We start from the raw sequence: 19,521 nt of genomic DNA on the forward strand, positions 1-19,521 counted from the left end.
ACGGCGATCCGCAGCCAAGCCTGGTCGGGCTCAGGTGGCCAGGACGGTTCAGAGACTAGCGGGGTGAGTCCCAACAATAACCCCCGCCTCGAGCGCCCGGCCTCCAAGGCGACCGTCCCCGGTCGTCGGGGAGGATGAGATAGTCCGAGCCCCGCGGAAACGCGGGGGCCCTCGAATCCCTTGGTTGCAGGTTCGAATCCTGCGGGCCGCATTCCCCGACCGACCCCGATCGTCCCCGGGCGAGCCTCCCCGGTCATCCGCCCCGGTCCCCCCACAAGGCTCCGGAACAATGGCCGGCTATCCGATCGCCTCGACGTCCGCCGAGGACTCCAGGGCCGGGACCGCCCCGGGGCGTCCCCCGGCCGCCCCCGCCACGGTGGCCGCCCCGCTCCGCCGGACCCGGTGGTATCACGGGATCCTGCTCTTGCTCATGCTGGGGGCTCATGCCGTCGGCTGCGTCGGATTTCAGGGCGGGTGGTCGCAGGTCGTAAGCCCGTGGCCCCCGGCGATGCACGACCACCCGATGCATTACCACAACGCGGTCGTGACCCGGTCGTTCCTGAACCAGAACGGGACGACGGCGGGGTATGACCCGTATTTCATGTCCGGGTACGCCAAGAGCATCATCTCCGACCCCTCCGGGACGATGATCGAGGCCTGGGTCGCGGCCTTCGGCGGGGACAACCCGGCGAGGGCGTACAAGCTACTCGTCCTGCTGGCCATGGGCTCGCTGCCCTTGCTCGTGGCGATGGCGATCCGGATCTGGGGGGGGCGGGGCGACGCCCTCTGCTGCGGGACCGCGCTCTTCCTCGTCTACCTGTGGACCGACTTCCCGCTGGCGTACGCGGGGCTCGGGATGGTGTCGTTCCTGCTCGTCATCCCCCTGGGGATGGTCGTGCTCGCCCTGGTGGAGCGCTACCTCGCCCGGGGGGGATTCGGCCGGTGGCTGGCGGCGACGCTGGGGGCGATCCTGGTGTTCTTCGTCCACCCGTTGTGCGCGCTGACCGTCGGGCCGGCGGTCCTGGCGACGTACGGGTGGATGGTCCGGGCCCGGGGGAGGCTCGAACCGAAGCCGGGATGGTCGAGGCACGTCGGCCTCTGGCTGATGCCGCCGATCGTGCTGGCGGCCAACTGGTTCTGGTGGCTGCCGGCGGTCACGCTCTGGGAGACGAGGCTCTCCCGGGGGCTGGGGTTCTACCACACCGAGGGGGTCCTGCCCCGGCTCGGGCAGATCCTGGGGCTCTCCGAGCCGTCCCAGGGGCCGATCCAGGCGGTATTGCTGGCCGGGGCGTTGATCGGGTTGGCCAGCTCGGGGCCGAGGAGGCGGTCGGCGGCGGTGGCGCTGGGGACGTTCGTCGGTGCGGGGTTCTTCTGGGGCTACCTGGCCGGGGCCTTCCGCGCGTTCGACGCGTTCGAGCCGGGGAGGAACACGTACGCCGCCTACACCGGGGCGGCGGCGGCGGCCGGGCTCGGCTGGGGGGCCCTGCGGGCGCGACTCCGGCCGATGCCGTCGAGGCTGGACCGCTGGGTGGCGCTCGGCCTGCTGCTCGTCGGGATCCGGCTCTTCCTGCCGTCGCTCCTCCAGGGGGCCCGCATCCACACGGGCAGGGACCCCATCCCCCGGATCGAATGGGCGGGGGGGGGCATGCCCCGGATCCTTCCCGGCCCTGCCACCGGGACCCCACCGGACCTGGCCAGCGAGCCGGGGGAGGACCAGCGGTGGCTGGTGGACGCGATCGAGGCGAACTTCGATCCCGGCGACCGGATCCTCTACGAGGAGGGTGGACGCTCTTCGGAGGAACTTGTCGAGCCGTTCGGCGGCCGGAGGTTCGGCGGCCTGTTGCCGAGCCTGGCCGGGGTGGAGGTGATCGGGGGGCCGTTCCTGCACGTCCCGATCCGGGAGAACTTCACCCAGTTCGGCATGGGGCAGCTCTTCGGGATTGCCGACTGGGGCCGTGAGGACTTCGAGCGCTTCGCCGAGCTCTACGGGCCGGAGGGGATTGTTTGCTGGTCCCCCCGGGCCCGGACGTTCTGCCGGGAGAACCCCGACCTGTGCGAGATCCTGGAGGAACGGGGGTCGATCCTGATCGCCCGGGTCCGGGGGTTCGAGGGGGACGCGATCCGGGGGCGGGCGACGGTGGAGGCGGAGGCGGGTCGGCTGAAGGTCGAACCGGAGTCCGCTGATGTTGACGGGATGATCGTGCTGCGGTATCACTCCGTCCCGGGGCTCCGGAGTGATCCTCCGGGGCTGCTGCGGGCGGTCGAGCTGCCCGGCGACCCGGTCCCCTTCATCGGCCTGGCCCGTCCCGACGGGCCGGTGACGATCGAGTGGGACTCCCCGCCTTGAGCCGTCCCGGGATGGGATCGGCCGGAGGCGGGATCTCCCCGGACGCCTCGACGAGGGCGGGACCGAACCGCCGAGCCCCTGGCCATCTCCAAGGAAGGAGTCTGCCGTGCCGCCCGCGCCAGCGTCAACGTCGGGGGACTGCCACCCCGACACCGGTCGCAACGGCCGACGAGCCGTCTGGATCACTTTGGCGATCACCGTCCTCGTCGCCTCGGGCATCTACTCGCTCAAGGCGGCCGAGGAGCGGAGCGCCATCATCCGCTGGCTGCACCAGGTGGAGGAGCTGCAGGAGGGGGTGAACATCTGGGATCGGTACATGTTCCCGAATCCCCCCATCTTCCCGCTGACGCTCTACCCGCTGACCTCGATGCCCCCGGTGGTGGCGTCGATGGTCTGGTATTACGTCAAGGTCGGGCTGACGGCACTCTCGGTGGTCTTCTGCTTCCGGATGGCCCGGGACTCGGACGACGTCAGGCCGGTGCCGGCCTGGGCGCAGTTCCTGGTGATGCTGCTGAGCTTCCGGCCGATCCTCAGCGACCTGCACCACGGCAATAACAACCTGGTGATCCTCTTCCTGATCGTCTCATCGCTGTATGCCTGGCGGAAGGGGTACGACGTGCTGGCGGGGCTGGCGTTGGCGCTGGCGATCTCCTACAAGGTAACGCCGGCGCTGTTCGTCCCGTACTTCATGTACAAGCGGTCGTGGCGGACGGTCGGCTCGACGTTCCTGGGCCTGGGCCTGTTCCTGGTGATCGTGCCGAGCCTGATCCTGGGCCCGGAGTTCAACGGCCAGTGCCTGCACATGTGGTGGCACCGGATGCTCCGGCCGTTCGTGATGGATCACGAGGTGGGCGACCACGAGATCAACCAGTCGATGGCCGGGGTGATCAGCCGGTTCTTCACCGAGCAGCAGACGGGGGAGGGGCGGTACGTCCCCCTGTTCGCGGGGAAGAACTTCGCGGCCCTGAACCCCGACGCGGTGGTCTACGCCATCAAGGCGATGGCCCTGGGCATGGTGGGACTGCTCGCCTTCCTCTGCCGGACCGACCCGAAGCGGAGGGACGACCCCCGGCTCTTCGGCGAGTTCAGCCTGGTCGTTTTGACGATGCTGATCGTCTCGGAGCGGAGCTGGAAGCACCACTACGTGACGGTGCTGCTGCCCTACACGTACCTGATCTTCCGGCTCTGGGCGTACCCGATCTCCCGACGGTTCTGGAACGTGCTGGGGACGCTGATCGGCCTCTCCTCCCTGCTCATGCTGAGCACCTCCAGCGAGGTCGGTGGCCTGTTCGCGGGCGGCGAGGGGCACAAGCTCGCCCTCTTCTACGGGATGTTCTTCTGGTCAGGAATGGCGCTGTACGTCGGCACGGCGATCGTCCTGCGACGCGAGCAGGGCCAGGCACCCGTCGCGACGCCGCCGGATCCCTCGGGGATGGAGCAAGGACTCCTGAGGCCCCACGTCCGGGAGCTGCGTCGCCGCCTCTTCCGGGCGGAATCCCGCTGATCGGATGCCGTCGGATGCGTCGACGGGGCCCAATGTTCTCCGGCCCCGGGGTGAAATCGGCCCGCCGGGGGGCGGATCGATTTGACTCCGGGGCCCGCTTCGCTATGATGTCTTTGCGGCGTGGAGCAGCGGTTAGCTCGCCAGGCTCATAACCTGGAGGTCGTAGGTTCGATTCCTACCGCCGCAATTTCTCACATCAACTCTCTTCCTTCAGATCGGGCTCCCTCCTCCCCGGCCCGCTCAAAACTCATCTCGGTTCTCAACCCTATGTCCTCGACGAACCTGTCGGCTCGGACATGTGCATTCATTCTCGGGCCGCACTGACTCGCGAGCGATTCGGTTCGGGCCGATTCCGCATTCTTCGGCATGGTCGAACATGTTGGGGTTGCTCCCGCACAGCATTCTGTTAACCTCTCCTTCGCGCCGTGGAGCAGCGGTTAGCTCGCCAGGCTCATAACCTGGAGGTCGTAGGTTCGATTCCTACCGGCGCAACTCCTCTCCGAAGCCTTCGCCGAGGGTCGAGGTCATTCGACCCGCCTCGGCGATGATCGTTTTTGGCCCCGGTCGGTCCCCCACCGTCCGCGACGCACCTTCTGGGCGAGCCCCACCGAGGGATCGGGGAGGGGGAGGCGATCGATGAGGATGGCACTCCTCGGGACGGCCGCCGTCGTGGGCCTCGGGGCGATCGGCCCGGGTCGGGCGACCGCTGCGGCGATCGATCCCGGTCCCGGCATCCAGGATGTCCCCATCTCGGCCCGATGGCTGGGGCAGGTCGGGACGGACCGGGTCGGCCGGTCGGCCGAGCCCGGGCCGAACGGCGTCCAGGACATGGTCATCGAGATCTCGGGACTCCCCGAGGACGCGGAGGTCGAACGCGTCGTCGTCCGGGGTCAGGGTCGGGACGAGTGGAACTACGAGGGCCCGGGTGGCCACTGGGCGGCCGACCTGGAGCGGGGACCCGCATCCGGTCAGGCCCGGATCTCGGTCGAGCCGAGCCACGTCGAGACGGGCCGGGCCTTCGCCGTGGCCCTCGAGCTGTCCGGGGGGCGTCGCGGGTCGGCGACGGTGCAGGGGGGGCCGGCCGACCCGATGGCCCGGATGCCGGAAGTCCGGCTTGCCGCCCGATGGGCCGGCCCGGCGGGGGTCGATCGGGCCGGCCCCGGACCCTCGGTCGGGCCCGACGGTCTCGAGGACGTGAGGATCGACCTGGCCCGCCTCGCCCCCGACCCGGAGGTGACGGGGGGGACGATCCGGGTCGAGCGCGGCCCGAGCTGGTCCTTCGGCCCGAACCCCGAAGGCCTGAACGACGCGACGCTGGTCCGGCCCGCCGAGGACCGGACCCGGGCGTCGCTCATCCTGGCCCCGGTCGACGGGATCGAAGGGAAACGGGGACTGGTCGAACTGTCTTATAACAACGGGACGAAGGATCGCGTCGCCTTCGAGATCGGCTCGGTGCCGGTCGGCCGCCGGATGCCCCGACCGGCGTTGCCGATCGCCTCCGAGTCGTCGGCGGGGGCGCGATGGCTGGGCCAGGACGAGCAGGGGACGGTCCGGGTCGAGGTGGCCGTGGGCCCGACGCGTCGCCCGAGGGGGGCGGTGCTCAGCGACGGGGTGAGCGGGGCCTGGGCCTTCGATGGATCCGGCGGGGAACCCTTGCCGTTCGTCGGGGACCGGACGAGGCCGCTCGGCCTGGCCGAGGGCCCTCGGGCCGGGACCTTGCTCCTCACATTCTCGCCGTATCGGCCCCTGGACGGGGAGGAACTGACCCTCCGGTTGATCGACGAGGACGGGGCTTCGTCGATCGTCCGCGTCGCCGGGGGACCGTGTGACCCGCTCCGCCGGTTCCAGGCCCCCCGGGCCCGACGGATCCGGGTCGGGGAGGGGCAGGACCTCGGGGCGATGGCCCGGCAGGGCGGGACGATCGTCCTCGCCCCGGGGACCCATCGACTCGACCGGCCCCTGGACCTGATGGAGCCGACGACGCTTCTCGGCGAGCCCGATGCCGAACTCCGGTTCCGGCAACGCGCCGAGGACGCCCCCTGGGGCGAGGCGGTCGCCATCCGGGGGGCCGGCAGGACGTCGATCTCGGGGATCCGGATCCGGTTCGACGGGCCGGTGCGTTGGGACCCGAAGGCCCACTGGGGAGGGGCGGTGGTCGGGGTCCCGAACCTGGGCACGCGCCCGGGGGGGCCGGTCCACGTCGAAATCCGGGACCTCGACCTGGAGGCACCCCCGGCGTCGAGCGACTGGGAGCGGGCCCCCAACACGATCCGCCTGATCGACACGGATTCCGGCGCGATCGAGCGTTGCGCGTTCAAGGGCGGGGAGATCACCCTCTTCAACGGGCCCTGGCGGATCTCGGGCAACCGGCATCGGGGGACGCAGCCCGGCACGTTCTCCGGCTCCTTCCTGTCGGGCCGGTCGACCAGGGACCTGGAGATCCTCGACAACGAGATCCGCCCGGAGCCGGGATCGGGCAAGCTGTATCGATTCCTCGCGCTGGCCGACCGGGGGGTCGGCGTGACGATCCGGGGCAACATGGTGATCGGGGTCGGGCCGATGGACGACGACGAGCGGCCCCACCCGAACGCGCCCGAGGTGTTGCTCACGGAGTCGTACCTGATGCGTTTCGAAGGGCGGCACGCGGGGCAGTCCGACGACGGCCGGGTGCTGGCGATCCCGGAGCCCCAGGGGGAGCACCCGAGCGTCGGCGAGGTCGCCTCGGTCCTCTCCGGCCCCCAGGCGGGGCGGTGGTCGAAGGTCGTCCAGGTCCTCGACCGGAATGCCTTCCTGCTGGATCCTCCCCTGCCGGTCGGTGAGTTCGACGTGGCGATCACCCCCGGGTTCGTCGACACGGTGATCGAGGGGAACACGATCGACTGCCGGGGGAGCACCGAGGCGCACAACGTCGTGCTGACGGGGAACCACTACGGCACCCGGATGGCGGAGAACCGGCTGTTCGGCGGGGCGAACGCCTTCCGCCTGTCGGGCTACGTGAGCACGCAGCCCTTCGGCTACGGATGGTCGCACACGCCCCAGTTCGGCCTGGAGGTGGCGTCTAACTCGGTCGTCGACACCGCCCTGGGGGGCCTGATCGCCGTGCATCACGGGCCGGGGATGAAGTCGAACCGGGGTCGGGTCTATCTCACGGCTTCGGTTTCGGATAATACGTTCCGGTGGACCGGGGGCGATCGGCCCTCGGCCGGGGAGCCCCCGGTCGCGATGACGATCGGCCAGCTGCCGTCGCTCGACCCCGGAGAGCTGTCGGTGACGACCGGCCGGAATACCGCCCTCGACGGACGAGGGGAGTCGCTCCGGGAGCCGATGCGGATCCGGGTCGGCACCGTCAACGGCCGGACCTACGGGCCCTCCGGCGACTGATCGGCGGCCCCAGGTCGGGACCCCGGGCGGGACGCAACTCCAGGCAAGGCACCCCGAAATGACCCGATCGCACCTCGCGGCATTGCTGCTGCTGACCTTGATCGCCCCGCAGGCCCCGGCGGGGGAGCCTGCCCCGGTGTTCCGGGAACTCTTCCCGCCCGAGGCGAAACACAACCACGCCTCCTGCCTGGTCGAATGCCCGGACGGCAGCCTGCTGGCGGCCTGGTATCGGGGTTCAGGGGAGCGGAAGGCTGACGACGTGCAGATCTTCGGCGCCAGACTCTCGCCGGGCTCCGAGTCCTGGGGGTCCCGGTTCCTGATGGACGACACCCCCGGCTATCCCGACTGCAACCCGGCCCTGTTCGTGCCCCCCGACGGCTCGCTCTGGCTGTTCTACCCGACGATCCTCGACCACCGGTGGGAAGGGGCATTGCTGAAGTACCGGGTCGCCGACCGGGCCGAGGGGGAGGGGCCTCCGCGATGGTCTCGGGGAGGTGTCTTGCACGTCACGCCGACGGGGTTCGCCGAGGCCTACCGGGCCGCGATCGGCGAGGCGTCTGAGACGCTCGAGGAGGTGAAGCCGGAACTGGTCGAGCAGATGACGCGGAGGGCCGACGACGAACTCTACCAGCGACTCGGCTGGATGCCCCGGGTGCGGCCAATCGTGCTGCCCTCGGGGCGATGGCTGCTGCCGCTGTATACCGACACCTTCTCGGCCTCGATCGTCGCCCTGAGCGACGACCGGGGGGAGACCTGGCGGTGCAGCACCCCGATGATCGGCTTCGGCAACATCCAGCCGAGCCTCGTCCGCAGGGATGACGGGACGATCGTGGCTTACATGAGGGACAACGGGCCGGACCCGTCGATCTGCGTGAGCACCTCGGGGGACGACGGGGAGACGTGGTCGCCGGTCGTCCGCTCCGGGCTGCCGAACCCGGGGGCGGGGGTGGACGCGATCCGGCTGCAAAGCGGCCGGTGGGCCCTGGCGTTCAACGACACTTCCCGGGATCGGCATTCCCTGGCCGTCGCCCTCTCCGAGGATGAGGGCCGGACGTGGCCCCATCGGAGGCACCTCGTCGTCGATCCCGATCGAAAGCAATCCTTCCACTATCCGTCGATCCTCCAGGCGCGAGACGGGTCGATCCACGTCAGCTACACGCACGGCGGCAGGCCTGAGGGCTCGACGATCACCCACGCCCAATTCGACGAGGCCTGGGTGCTCGAAGGCGACGCGGGCGGGGACTGATCGCCCGCAGGTACCGCCCCCGATCGGACCCGCCCCGCGATCCCGGAGGAGAAGTGACCTCGTGGATGCCGCCGAGCCGAGCCCCCGACGACCCGGGTACGAGTGGGCCACCCGGGGAGACGTCAACGCGTTCTTCGGCCTGATGCTGGACAACGTCAGCGGCCTGATCATCACCACGTCGCTCCTGGCCTACGCGTTCGGCATCCCGGCCGAGTTCGTCGTCAGGAGGATGATCCCGGGGACGGCGCTCGGCGTGGTCGTTGGCGACCTGATCTTCACCGCCATGGCCTTCCGACTGGCCCGAGGCCGGGGCCGGACCGACGTGACGGCCATGCCGCTGGGATTGGACACACCGAGCATCTTCGGCACGTCGCTCCTGATCGTCGGGCCGGCGTTCGTCGCCGCGAAGGACCGGGGCCTGGCGGTCCCGGACGCCGCCGAGCACGCCTGGTTCGTCGGCATCAGCATGCTGCTGGCCTCGGGGCTGTTCAAGATCCTCTGCGCACCTTTCAGCGGCTGGATCCGGAGGGTCGTGCCGAGGGCGGGGTTGCTGGGATCGCTCGCGGCGATCGCGCTGGTGGTGATCAGCTTCCTGCCGCTGCTGTCGATCATGTCCGACCCGATCCCGGGCCTGGCCGCCCTGGCGGTGATCCTCGCCACCCTGACGGCCCGATGGCGGTTGCCGGCGGGGGTGCCGGGGGCGCTGGGGGCGGTCATCGTCGGCTGCGCGGTCTATTACGGGATGAGGTTGGTCGAACAGCTGACCGGCCTGCCGGGGCTCTCGGGGGGCTCGGGGGAGCGCCTGCCGATGGTCATGGCGCTGGGGCTGCCGCTGCCGATGGGCGACTGGTTCGCCTGGTTGGGGGGGAACTGGGCCGAGGTGCTCAATTCCCTGGCGATCGCCCTGCCGCTGGCCCTGGCGACGGTCGTCGGCGGGATCGATTGCACCGAGAGCGCCGCGGCGGCCGGGGACGATTACCCGACCGGGCAGATCATCTTCGCCGAGGGGATCGCGACGCTCGTGGCCGGGGCCTTCGGCGGGGTCATCCAGACGACCCCCTACATCGGCCACCCGGCCTACAAGGCGATGGGGGGGAGATCGGCCTACACGCTGGCGACCGCGTTGTTCATCGGTGCGGCGGGGATGCTCGGCTTCTTCGTCTGGATCTTCCGGCTCTTGCCGGAGGTGGTGGTCTCGCCGATCCTGATCTTCATCGGCCTGGAGATCACGGCGCAGTCATTCATCGCCACGCCCCGGCGCCACTACCCGGCGCTGGCATTGGCCGTGGTCCCGGCCCTGGCGTACCTGCTGAATATCCAACTCGATGGGGTGCTCTTCGACCCGGCCCTGGCCGGTGCCGGGGTGCGGTTCTCCGACCTGGCCGAGTCGACGCGGAAGTCGGCCGGGACGATCACGATGCTCGCCGGCGGATTCATCCTCACCAGCCTGCTCTGGGCCACGGCGCTGGCCCGCTTGATCGACGGCCGATTCCGGTCGGCGTCGATCACGTTCCTGATCGCCGGCGTGCTCGCCCTGTTCGGGGTGATCCATTCGCCGCTGCCCGAGGAGCGGGTGATGCTCCCCGGCCGGGCGATCGACGCGATGAAGGGTCTGGGGCGGTACGAGGCGTCCCGGCTGCAGACGCCCTACCACTGGGCGGCGGGCTATTCGGGGATCGCGCTGGTGCTGCTGGCGGTCGGCCGATTCGGGACGCCACCCGGGCCGGGCGACCACCAAGATTGAGCCCCCCGCCCTCGGCCGATTCCGGGAGGATCCCTCGCCCCTCGGGGGAGATTCGGGCACAATGGGCGGTGAGGTTCGGTCTGGAGGGATGGGGCTGGCGCCAGTCCTCGGGCCCCATCCGCGATCGGCCGGCGACGGGCCCCGGCCCGGGTCGGTCTCACTTCCGGCCGGGACGGCGTGTCAGGATGGCCGGTGAGACGATGTATAAAGGAATCGCGGTCAGCCCCGGAGTTGTAGTCGGCGTGGCCTACTGCCTGGACGGCTCACTCGGCCAGTCCGAGTCGCAGTACCTGGCCGAGGATGCGTCCGTCCCCGAGGAACTCGTCCGCTTCGACGAGGCGCTCCGGACCGCGGCGGGGGAGCTCGACGGGATCATCGCCAAGGTGGCCCAGCAACTCGGCGACGGCGAGGCGGACATCTTCCGCTCCCACCTGCAGATGCTGCGGGACCCCTCGCTGCTCTCGAAGGTCCACGACGGCATCCGGAACTCCCGGCTGACCGCCTCGTCGGCCCTCCAGTCGGTGTTGAAGGAATACGCCTCGATCTTCGCCAGGGCCGGCCAGGAGCTGTTCCAGGAGCGGATGGCGGACCTGCGGGACGTCTTCGCCCGGATCACCGCCCACCTGGGCGTCACCGGCCTGGGCGGCCCCTCCCCGGACACGCTCGGCGACGGCGAGCCGATCGTCCTGGTCACGCACGAGATCCTGCCGAGCCAGGCGATCAGCCTGGGCGAGATGCCCATCTCGGGGATCGTCACCGAAGTCGGCGGCGGGACCAGCCACGCCGCGATCCTCTCCCGGAGCCGGGGCATCCCCGCCGTCTCCGGCGCCGCCGGGATCATCGCCGAGGCGAGGACCGGCGACACGATCGTGGTCGACGGCCGGGACGGCATCGTCGTCGTCCGCCCCGACCCGGAGACGATGGCCGCCTACCGGAAGATGCAGCGCGACTTCTTCGAGCTGAAGGACCGGCTGGTCATCAACCGGGACCAGCCCGCCTGCCTCTCCGACGGGACGCTCGTCGAGCTGCTGGCGAACGTGAATACCGTCGCCGACGCGGCCACCGCCTCCCTCGTGGGGGCCACCGGGGTGGGCCTGTACCGGACCGAGTATCTCTTCCTGACGCACCCCGACGTGCCCGACGAGGAGGAGCAGTACGACAATTACCGGCGCGTCATCGAGGCCGCCCCCGACCGGACGGCGACGATCCGGACCCTGGACCTCGGCGGCGACAAGACCGTCGCCTACCTCGGTCGGCAGCACGAGGCCAACCCGTTCATGGGGTGGCGGTCGATCCGCCTGTCGTTCGAGCACCCGAAGTTCTTCGAGGTCCAGATCCGGGCCATCCTGCGGGCCGCCCGGCACGGGAAGGTCAGCATCCTCTTCCCGATGATCACGACGCTGGAGGAACTCCGCCACGTCAATCGGCTGGTCGACGAGGCCCGGCGCAACCTGAAGCGGGCGGGAGTCCCCTTCAACGAGGACGTGAAGACGGGCGTCATGATCGAGGTGCCGGCCGCGGCGATGTGCATCGACGCGATCCTCCAGGAGACGGATTTCATCTCGATCGGCTCCAACGACCTGATCCAGTACCTCGTGGCCGCCGACCGGGACAACCCGAAGGTCGCCCACCTCTGCGACCCGCTCAGCCCGGCCGTGCTCCGGATGCTCCGCAGCGTCTTCGACGCCTGCCGGCGCACCGGGACCCCGGTGACGCTCTGCGGGGAGATGGCCGGCCAGCCCCGGTCGGTGCTCGTGCTGCTCGGGCTCGGCCTGAGGCGGTTCAGCATGAGCCCGGCCTTCGTGCCGACGATCAAGGCCCTGCTCCGCTCCGTCTCCACCCCCCAGGCCGAGCGGTTCTCCCACCAGGTCCTCCAGCTCAAGACCCGGGAGGAGATCCGCCGCTACCTCACCGAACGCCTCCACGAGATCTCCCGGGATCTCGAGCTATTCGACTTCACCTGAGTCGGCCGGGACGGGCCTCGGCCCCGATTGTCTCGCCCCCCGTCGCCTGATACCCTGGGCGATCCGGGCGATCGACCACCTCGATCCCGGGACCGACCGGGACGGCTCGGCTGGAGTGCCGGCCTCGTCCCGGCCCTCGGACCGGGAGGCCCGCCGACGCCTCACCCCTCGCCGCATTGACAGGGAACGGGTCGCCTCCGATGGCCAAGCGTCCGAGCGTAAGAGAGATCATCGCCGCGGTTCGGTCGCCCGGCCCGCCGGCTCCCCCCCCGGCGGGGTCGCCCGACGAGCCGACCGACGGGCCTCGTCCATCGGCCTCCCCCGGCTCGACGCCCGTCGAGCGAATCGGGTCCGCGGCCGAGCAGCCACCTCCCCCTCCCGTCCCGCTTGATGGGCGGCCGATGTCGCTGAAAGAGAAGCTTGCCGCCGCCAGGAGCCGACCCGACGGGGCATCCGGGGACGAGTCGAGCAACTCCCGGCCGGGACCGGCACCGACCAGGACCGAACCCGGGTCGACCGCGGGCACCCCGGGCGCCGCCGCGCCGGCCCCGACGTCGGCCCAGGGCCCGGGCGGGCGACCGCTCTCCGTCTCGGAGAAGCTCGCCGCCGCCCGGAGCCGGCCCCCCTCGGCCCCGAGCCCGAAGGCCGGGCCGGTGACCGCCCCCCGGGAGGTCCGCGAGCCTGCTCCCCCAACGGGCGCGGGCCCGGGCGAATCGGCCGGGGACCCGGGGCGGCCGATGTCCGTGAAGGAGAAGCTGGCCGCCGCTCGGGCGAGAACCTCGGAGGCCGAGGGGGCGGCCGAGTCCCGGCAGACGCCCGGGCCCACCGGCGAGCCGGGGGCCCCTCCCGACCCGGGAGCCTCGTCCCTTCCGGCCCGCTCGAATCCGACGCTGGAACTCGCCGATCGCCTCAGGGCCTCGGCGGTCACTCGAGCGGTGGCGGATCCAGTGAGGGCGGCCCCGTTCCGATCGGGGGAGGGTCGGGGACAGGGCGGATTCTCCGAATTCATCCCGGCGGTCGGCGTCTGGGGGGCGCTGGCGGTGGTGGGAGGGGCGATCGCCGCGACGTTCGCCGTCCTGGCCCTCACCGAAGGGGCGGAGGAGCCCACGGGGGAGGTGATCGTCGGCCCTCCCGACGGGATCGAGGCGGGCGTCGTCAGCGAGGCCTTCGTCGACGTCGGGGGCTTCTGGCTCGTCCGATCTCCGGCGTTCGACGGGATCGACTCGATCGTCGCCCTCCGGGCGGCCTGTCCGATCCGTGAGTGCGATGTCGTCTGGGATCCGGGAGGCGGCCGGTTCGAATGCCCCTGCGACGGGAGCACCTTCACGATCGCCGGGCTCGTCTCGGGGGGGCCGAGCCCCCGGGCCCTGGAGCGTTGTCGCATCTCGAAGGGAGAGGATGGGCTGATCCGGGTCGATCCGGGTCGGACCTACCGGGAAGAGCGGGGACAGTGGGCCGACCCGGAGAGCGTGGTGCTCCCGTGAGCCGACGCCCCCGGGTGGTTGCGCGCCCGACTCGATTCTGTTAGGATCCGGGGGACGGATCCCTCCGGATCCCCCCACTCGATCCCCAATCGCGAGGATAGACCCTCATGCGAATTTTCAACGCGTCGATGCTTTGCCTCTCGGCCCTCTGCCTCGCCCTGGCGACCCAGTCGACCGCCCTGGGCCAGTATGGCACGATCAAAGGCCAGGTCGTCTGGGGGGGCGCGCAGGTCCCCGAACTCCCCCCGAAGGTGAAGGCGGGCGAGAACGTCAAGGACGCCCAGGTCTGCGCGACCGAGCCGGTCCCGGACGAGAGCCTCGTGGTCGACCCGGACTCCAAAGGGGTGAAGTACTGCCTGGTCTACCTCGTCCGCCCCAAGGGGGACAATCCGGACAAGGCCGAGCAGCTCCTGGCCGACGAGCCCCAGGTGGTGATCGACCAGCAGGGCTGCAAGTTCGTGCCGCACCTGGTGGCGATGCACGAGAAGCAGCAAGCGTTGTTCAAGTCGAGCGACCCGGTCGCCCATAACGTTCGGCTCCAGGGATTCACCAACTCGGTGAACTTCATGCTCCCGGCCAAGGGCGAGCTGCCCCGGCCGCTGTCGGCCGAGCGACGGCCGATGCCGATGGCCTGCGATATCCACCCCTGGATGCAGGGCTATGTCATGGTCTTCGACCACCCCTTCTTCGCCGTGACCGACGAGCAGGGGAACTTCGAGATCGACGGGGTCCCGGCCGGCGAGCAGAGCGTGGTGGTCTGGCACGAGAAGGTCGGGTACGTGACCGAAGGACTGGCCCGGGGGCAGTCCGTGACCGTCGAGGACGGCAAGGACGCCTCGCTCGGCCCGGTGACCCTCGACCCGAGCAAGGTCCGTTGAACCCCTGAGAGGCGGCCATCCGGAGCGTCTCGTACCGATCCCGGCTCGGCCCAGCGGGCCGAGGCGGGGTCGGCCCGGTCCGGCTCGCGTGCCGATCCGGGCAGCGGTGCTGCCGTTTTCCTTGGCGGCCCCGAATCGTGCGGGGGCTTGTCGGGCGGTGCCTGACGCTCCTATCCTTAGGGAGGGCGTCGGCACGAGGATTGCCTTCCGGCCCTTCCGCCGCTCCCTGATGCCTCGAAGACTCCAGGACGGTCTGGCCCGGGGTAAGGCTCACCTCGCTAACCCCCGGCAGCCGGGGTCGGTTCCGATCGCGAGCACGGCCCGGGTCAACCGGTTCGGAGGACGGGGGCGCTCGCCCCGGGTCCCTTCCCGGTCTCCCCGGCCACGGCCCGAGGGGCGGCCGGCCGATCTATGGAAGGAGCGCCGATGTCCCAGCACCCGAGACCGACCGGACGCCGCTCAATCGTCCGGGGGAATCGCGTCGCGGTCGCCTTGCTCCTCTCCCTCCTCCGGCCCGGGGTCGAGGCCGGGGCCCAGCCCAACGTCGCCCGCCCGCCATCGGCGATCTACCCCGAGACGAGCAGCGCCGCCGAGTCACTGCTGAAGACCGCCGCCTCGCACGTCCGCGAGGGGCAGTGGGATTCGGCCGTCGAGCTCTACCAGCGGGCGATCTCGCAATTCCCCGAGGCCCTGACGGCGCTCGGCCCCGACGAGGCGAGCGACGCCGCCGGGGCCGACCCGGACGAGACGCTGGAGGTGTTCGTCAACGTCAGCGACTACGCCCAGCGGCGGATGGCCCAGCTGCCCCCAGAGGCGTTGCGGACGTACCGCGATCGCGTCGACGACCAGGCCCGACTGCTGTTCGAGCAGGGCCGGGATGGCCTGGATCCGGGGCCGCTCCGCCGGGTGGTCGAGGCGTACTTCTGCAGCGGTTGGGGGGACGACGCCGCCGAACTGCTGGCGGACCTGGCCTTCCAGGAGGGCCGATTCGACGAGGCGGCCGGGCTGTACCGGCGACTCTTGCCCCCCTCGGACGACGCACCCCTGGCCTGGATCTACCCGGACCCGAGCGTCGATGTCGCCCGGGTCGCCGCCAAGGCGATCCTCTGCGACGAGGCGGCCGGCCTGGGCGACGGCCCCGGGGCGGTCCGGCGGTACGCCGAGTCGTATCCCGGGGCGGAGGGGCAGCTCGCGGGACGGGAGGGGACGTATGCCGAGATCCTCGCCCTCGCGATGCGGGAGGACGCCCTCCGCGCCTCGGAGGGGCTCGATTCCCGATGGCCCACCTTCGCCGGGGACCCGACGCGGACCAAGGTGCTCCCCGAGCCGGTCGACCCCGGCGAGCTGGTCTGGTCGATCCCGTTCCGGGCCAGCTTCGACACCTCGTCGAACCTCAACGCCTCCCCCCCACGCTTCGGCCTCGACCCGGGGACCCCCCAGGACGATTCCCCCTCGTTCTTCCCGGTGCTCTACGGGGACGAGCTGCTGCTGACCGACGGCAACGAGATCCAATCCTACGCGCTGGAAGGGAGCCCGGATGGGCGTCCCGTGCCCCCCCCCGCGTGGCGGGCGAACATCCCCCCCGGCTCCCCCTCGGCGGCCCGGCCGACCTTCGGCGTCGAGCGGCACACGCTGACGGTCTACGGCGACCGCGTCTACGCCCGGCTCGGCCCGTCCGGGGCCGAGTTCCAGATGAGGAACAATGTCTCGGCGCCAGCGACGGCGATCGTCGCCATCGACCGCCGGAGGCCCGAGACGCCGGCCTGGATCCGGACCGCCGACGAGGTGATCGCCCCCCCCGAGCAGCCCAACGCGGCGGTCCTGCGGGGCCAGGTCGCCTTCGGCGGCGCCCCGCTGGCCGACGACCAGGGCGTGTATGTGGCGATGCTCAAGCCGGGGACCCAGACCCTGACCTGGGTCGCCTGCCTCGACCCGGCCTCGGGCCGGACGAAGTGGGTCCGGTTCATCTGCTCGGGCACCTCGCCGGGCTTCACCCGGGGGATGGGGGTCCGCAACCGGGGGATGATCGTCAACCCGGAGCTGGGCCACCGGTTGCTGTCAATCGGCGGATCGACGCTCTATTACCAGACCGACCTGGGGGCCCTGGCGTCGATCGACGCCCGGTCGGGCCGGATCAACTGGCTGTCTTCATATCCCCGGCTGCTCGACGCCCCGAGGGGGGGGATGGAGGCCGTCAATCACAACCCTGCGGTGGTGCATGAGGACCTGGTGATTATTTCACCGGAGGACTCGGACCGCCTCTTCGCCTTCGATCGCGACACGGGCCGGCTCGCCTGGCAGGTCGACCCCGGCGGGAGGGTCTCCCACCTGCTCGGGGTCGCCGACGGGAAGGTCGTGGCGACCGGCAACCACGTCTGGACGATCGACGCCCGTTCCGGGACCCTCCGCTCGCGGTGGCCCGACGGCCAGACCCTCCTGGAAGGTTACGGGCGAGGCCTCCTGGCCGACGGGGAGATCTACTGGCCGACCCGGGATCGGCTCTTCATGCTCGACCAACAGACCGGCCGGCCGACCGACCGGCCGCCGATCGAGCTGCGGGCCGTCTTCGGGTGCGGGGGCGGGAACCTCGTCGCCGGCGACGGCTACCTCGTGATCGCCGAGAAGGAGCACCTGAGGGTCTTCTGCAAGCCCTCGCGGATGATCCGGTACTACGAGGACCGGATCGCCGCAGACCCCGACGACGCGAGCAATTACTTCCGGCTCGCGAGGACCGCCTCGGCCCTTGGGGACGACCTCCTGGCGCTTGAAAGCCTCGACCGGTCGATCGAGCGGGCCGTCCCCGGCGACCGGATCGACGGTCGGCGGCTGGCCGAGGCCGCCGGGGCGCAGCGATACGAAATCCTGATGAGGCTGGCCGACCGACGACTCCAGTCGGGGGACGCGAGCGGCGCCATCGACCGCTTCGAGCAGGCGTCGGGCTCCGCCCCCGGCCTCCGGGAGCGGCTCTCGGCCCGACTCGCCCTCGCCGACGCGACCGCTGCGTCGGGCGACCACCCGGGGGCGGTCGACGTCCTGCAGGGCCTACTGGACCGCCCCGAGGTCCGCGAGATCGACCTGCCTGCCGACGGGGGCCGGAGCCTCCACGCGGAGTTGGTGATCGTCGACCGGCTCCGGGAGCTGATCCGGGCCTCGGGCTCGGAAGTCTACGCCCGACACGAGGAGGCGGCGGCGGAGCTGCTCCGCCGGGGGCTCGACGCCCGGGATTCCCGGCTCCTGGCGGAAGTCTCCCGGATCTACCCCGTCTCGGCCAGCGCCCCCGAGGCGCTCGCGGCCATCGGGGAGCTGGAGGAAGGGGACGAGAACTGGGATCAGGCGGCCGGGGCCTATCACCGGCTCGTCGTCTCCCCGGGCGAGGACCGGCACCGGGCGATCGGGTTGCTGGGCCTGGCACGATGCTACCAGGCCATGGCACTGGCTCCGGAGGCACGGGAGGCGTATGGGCTGGCCGCCTCGCGATACGGCGCCCTGGAGATCGAGCTCGCCGGCCGGGTCCGTCGGGTCGACTCCTTTGTCTCCGAACGCATCGAGACCGGTCCTGACGGCGGGGATCGGGCCGTACCGCCGCTTCGAGTGGCCGGCCGTCGCGACTGGCCGAGGGACTTCGAGCCGCTCGCGATCGCCGCGTCCGGCGGACGCCCCGGGCCCGACGGGGACCGACCGGACCTCCTGATCGGCGGCCTGAAGCTCAGGGCGGTCGAGGAGGGGTCGGGCCGGGTGGCCTGGGAGATCACCCTCGGCGAGCGTCCCGAGTGGTCGGCGGTCGTGGGAGGCCGGCTGGTCGTCGCCTCTTCCGGGCGGATCGTGGGGATCGACCATGGGGACGGCACGGTCCTGTGGGAAGTCACCCCCGGGGAGGGGGAGCTGGCCTTCGGGCCGGTCGACCCGACACCGGGGGGGAAACTCGCCCCGAGGGCGGGCCACTCAGGGGCGAGCCTGGGGGAGTTCCGCGCCTATGGCGACCGCATCTACTTTCTAAGAGGGGATCGCGACCTCGTCTGCCTCGACCCGATCTCCGGGAGGCCGCAGTGGACCTACCGGGCCTCCTCGGTCTCGATCGACCCCCACCTGGGGCTCGGGCTGGCTCGGGTCGTGATCCAGCTCCGGATGCCCAACGCCGTCGCCGTGCTCGACGCCCGGGACGGGCGGACTCTGGGTCAATTCCCCCGGGACGACTCGACCGCCCCCTGGCGACGTGACCCCTTCCCCGTGGCGCTGGACCGGGTCGCCCTGGTGCCCGACGGCGACTCGGTCGAGCTGCTGGATCTCGACACCGGCCGGACGGTCTGGGAGTCGAGCGAGGAGTCGGTGCTGCCGTCGTCCCCCCGGCCATCCCCGGCCGACCCGATGGTGCTGGGGGACGCCGAGCGCCTTCTGGTCGTCCGGGGGGAGGTGATCCAGCGGCTGGAGCCGACGACCGGCGAGGTCCTCTGGTCGACCCCCCTGGGGCGGACCCGGCCCGACCGCCGAGCCGAGGCGACCGCCCTGGGCCACGAGGCGCTCTTCTCGATCGGCGCGATGGGCTCAGGCCTCTCGGTCTCGGCGATCGCGATGGGGGGCGGGGAGCGGACCTGGACGGTCGACCTGCCCGGCGACGTGAACGAGACCTGGGGGATCGGCCTAACGGCCGACTGCGTGCTCGCCTACCGGCTCGACGACGGCACCCCCGGCTCCGGCCCGGACGAGCCGGTTGTCCTGAACCTGCTGCGACGGGATGACGGCCGGCGGGTGCAACGGCTGGTGGTCGACGCCGTGGGGCCGACTCGCCTCGTCGGCATCGACCCCCGGGGCGTGGTCGTCACGGGGTCCGGAGGCGTCCGGCAGTTGTCGAGCCCGGAACTCGCCGGGATCCCCGGGGCGGGGGGACGCTGACCAGGGACGGCACCGGCCCGAGACGGCCGGCGCCGAAGATGTTACGATCACCGCCACCCGGGTCGCCCCGGCGCCCGACGCGA

The 19,521-nt window shown here is 71.3% G+C and carries 9 protein-coding genes and 2 tRNA genes; all 11 read left to right on the forward strand.

What is annotated here, in order from left to right:
* Window positions 1–289: 289 nt before the first annotated feature.
* The 11 genes from ElP_RS07105 to ElP_RS07155 all read left to right on the forward strand — a co-directional run bounded on the left by ElP_RS07105 (window position 290) and on the right by ElP_RS07155 (window position 19,438).
* Window positions 290–2,347, forward strand: a complete 2,058-nt coding sequence (locus tag ElP_RS07105; RefSeq protein WP_145267953.1) for a hypothetical protein — start codon at window positions 290–292, stop codon at window positions 2,345–2,347.
* 106 nt (window positions 2,348–2,453) lie between these two features.
* Window positions 2,454–3,851 carry a glycosyltransferase family 87 protein gene (locus tag ElP_RS07110; RefSeq protein ID WP_145267954.1) on the forward strand — a complete coding sequence of 466 codons (1,398 nt, stop codon included), beginning with the start codon at window positions 2,454–2,456 and terminating at the stop codon, window positions 3,849–3,851.
* A 114-nt stretch (window positions 3,852–3,965) separates the two neighbouring features.
* Window positions 3,966–4,038 (forward strand) — tRNA-Met (locus tag ElP_RS07115).
* A gap of 232 nt (window positions 4,039–4,270) precedes the next feature.
* Window positions 4,271–4,343, forward strand: a tRNA-Met gene (locus ElP_RS07120).
* 144 nt (window positions 4,344–4,487) lie between these two features.
* Window positions 4,488–7,232 carry a hypothetical protein gene (locus tag ElP_RS07125; RefSeq protein ID WP_145267955.1) on the forward strand — a complete coding sequence of 915 codons (2,745 nt, stop codon included), beginning with the start codon at window positions 4,488–4,490 and terminating at the stop codon, window positions 7,230–7,232.
* A 58-nt stretch (window positions 7,233–7,290) separates the two neighbouring features.
* The gene (locus ElP_RS07130; protein ID WP_145267956.1) at window positions 7,291–8,478 is read left to right on the forward strand and encodes a sialidase family protein; all 1,188 of its coding nucleotides are present in this window, start codon (window positions 7,291–7,293) and stop codon (window positions 8,476–8,478) included.
* 61 nt (window positions 8,479–8,539) lie between these two features.
* Entirely contained in the window at window positions 8,540–10,222 is a 1,683-nt protein-coding gene (locus ElP_RS07135; protein ID WP_145267957.1) for a permease, read from the forward strand.
* Between the two features lie 200 nt (window positions 10,223–10,422).
* On the forward strand, window positions 10,423–12,186 hold the full coding sequence (ptsP, locus tag ElP_RS07140) for a phosphoenolpyruvate--protein phosphotransferase (RefSeq protein WP_145267958.1): 1,764 nt from the start codon (window positions 10,423–10,425) through the stop codon (window positions 12,184–12,186).
* 737 nt (window positions 12,187–12,923) lie between these two features.
* The gene (locus ElP_RS07145; RefSeq protein WP_145267959.1) at window positions 12,924–13,670 is read left to right on the forward strand and encodes a QcrA and Rieske domain-containing protein; all 747 of its coding nucleotides are present in this window, start codon (window positions 12,924–12,926) and stop codon (window positions 13,668–13,670) included.
* 107 nt (window positions 13,671–13,777) lie between these two features.
* Window positions 13,778–14,548, forward strand: a complete 771-nt coding sequence (locus ElP_RS07150; RefSeq protein ID WP_145267960.1) for a carboxypeptidase regulatory-like domain-containing protein — start codon at window positions 13,778–13,780, stop codon at window positions 14,546–14,548.
* Window positions 14,549–14,974: 426 nt separating this feature from the next.
* The gene (locus ElP_RS07155) at window positions 14,975–19,438 is read left to right on the forward strand and encodes an outer membrane protein assembly factor BamB family protein (RefSeq protein ID WP_197446784.1); all 4,464 of its coding nucleotides are present in this window, start codon (window positions 14,975–14,977) and stop codon (window positions 19,436–19,438) included.
* The last annotated feature ends 83 nt before the right edge of the window (window positions 19,439–19,521 follow it).

It is taken from the genome of Tautonia plasticadhaerens (assembly GCF_007752535.1).
Lineage (GTDB): Bacteria > Planctomycetota > Planctomycetia > Isosphaerales > Isosphaeraceae > Tautonia > Tautonia plasticadhaerens.

Excerpts from the sequence above, each read along its gene's own strand:
- ElP_RS07125 (WP_145267955.1), top strand. The coding sequence starts at position 4,488 with ATGAGGATGGCACTCCTCGGGACGGCCGCCGTCGTGGGCCTCGGGGCG.
- ptsP (WP_145267958.1), top strand. The coding sequence starts at position 10,423 with ATGTATAAAGGAATCGCGGTCAGCCCCGGAGTTGTAGTCGGCGTGGCC.
- ElP_RS07145 (WP_145267959.1), top strand. The coding sequence starts at position 12,924 with ATGTCCGTGAAGGAGAAGCTGGCCGCCGCTCGGGCGAGAACCTCGGAG.
- ElP_RS07150 (WP_145267960.1), top strand. The coding sequence starts at position 13,778 with ATGCGAATTTTCAACGCGTCGATGCTTTGCCTCTCGGCCCTCTGCCTC.
- ElP_RS07130 (WP_145267956.1), top strand. The coding sequence starts at position 7,291 with ATGACCCGATCGCACCTCGCGGCATTGCTGCTGCTGACCTTGATCGCC.
- ElP_RS07105 (WP_145267953.1), top strand. The coding sequence starts at position 290 with ATGGCCGGCTATCCGATCGCCTCGACGTCCGCCGAGGACTCCAGGGCC.
- ElP_RS07155 (WP_197446784.1), top strand. The coding sequence starts at position 14,975 with ATGTCCCAGCACCCGAGACCGACCGGACGCCGCTCAATCGTCCGGGGG.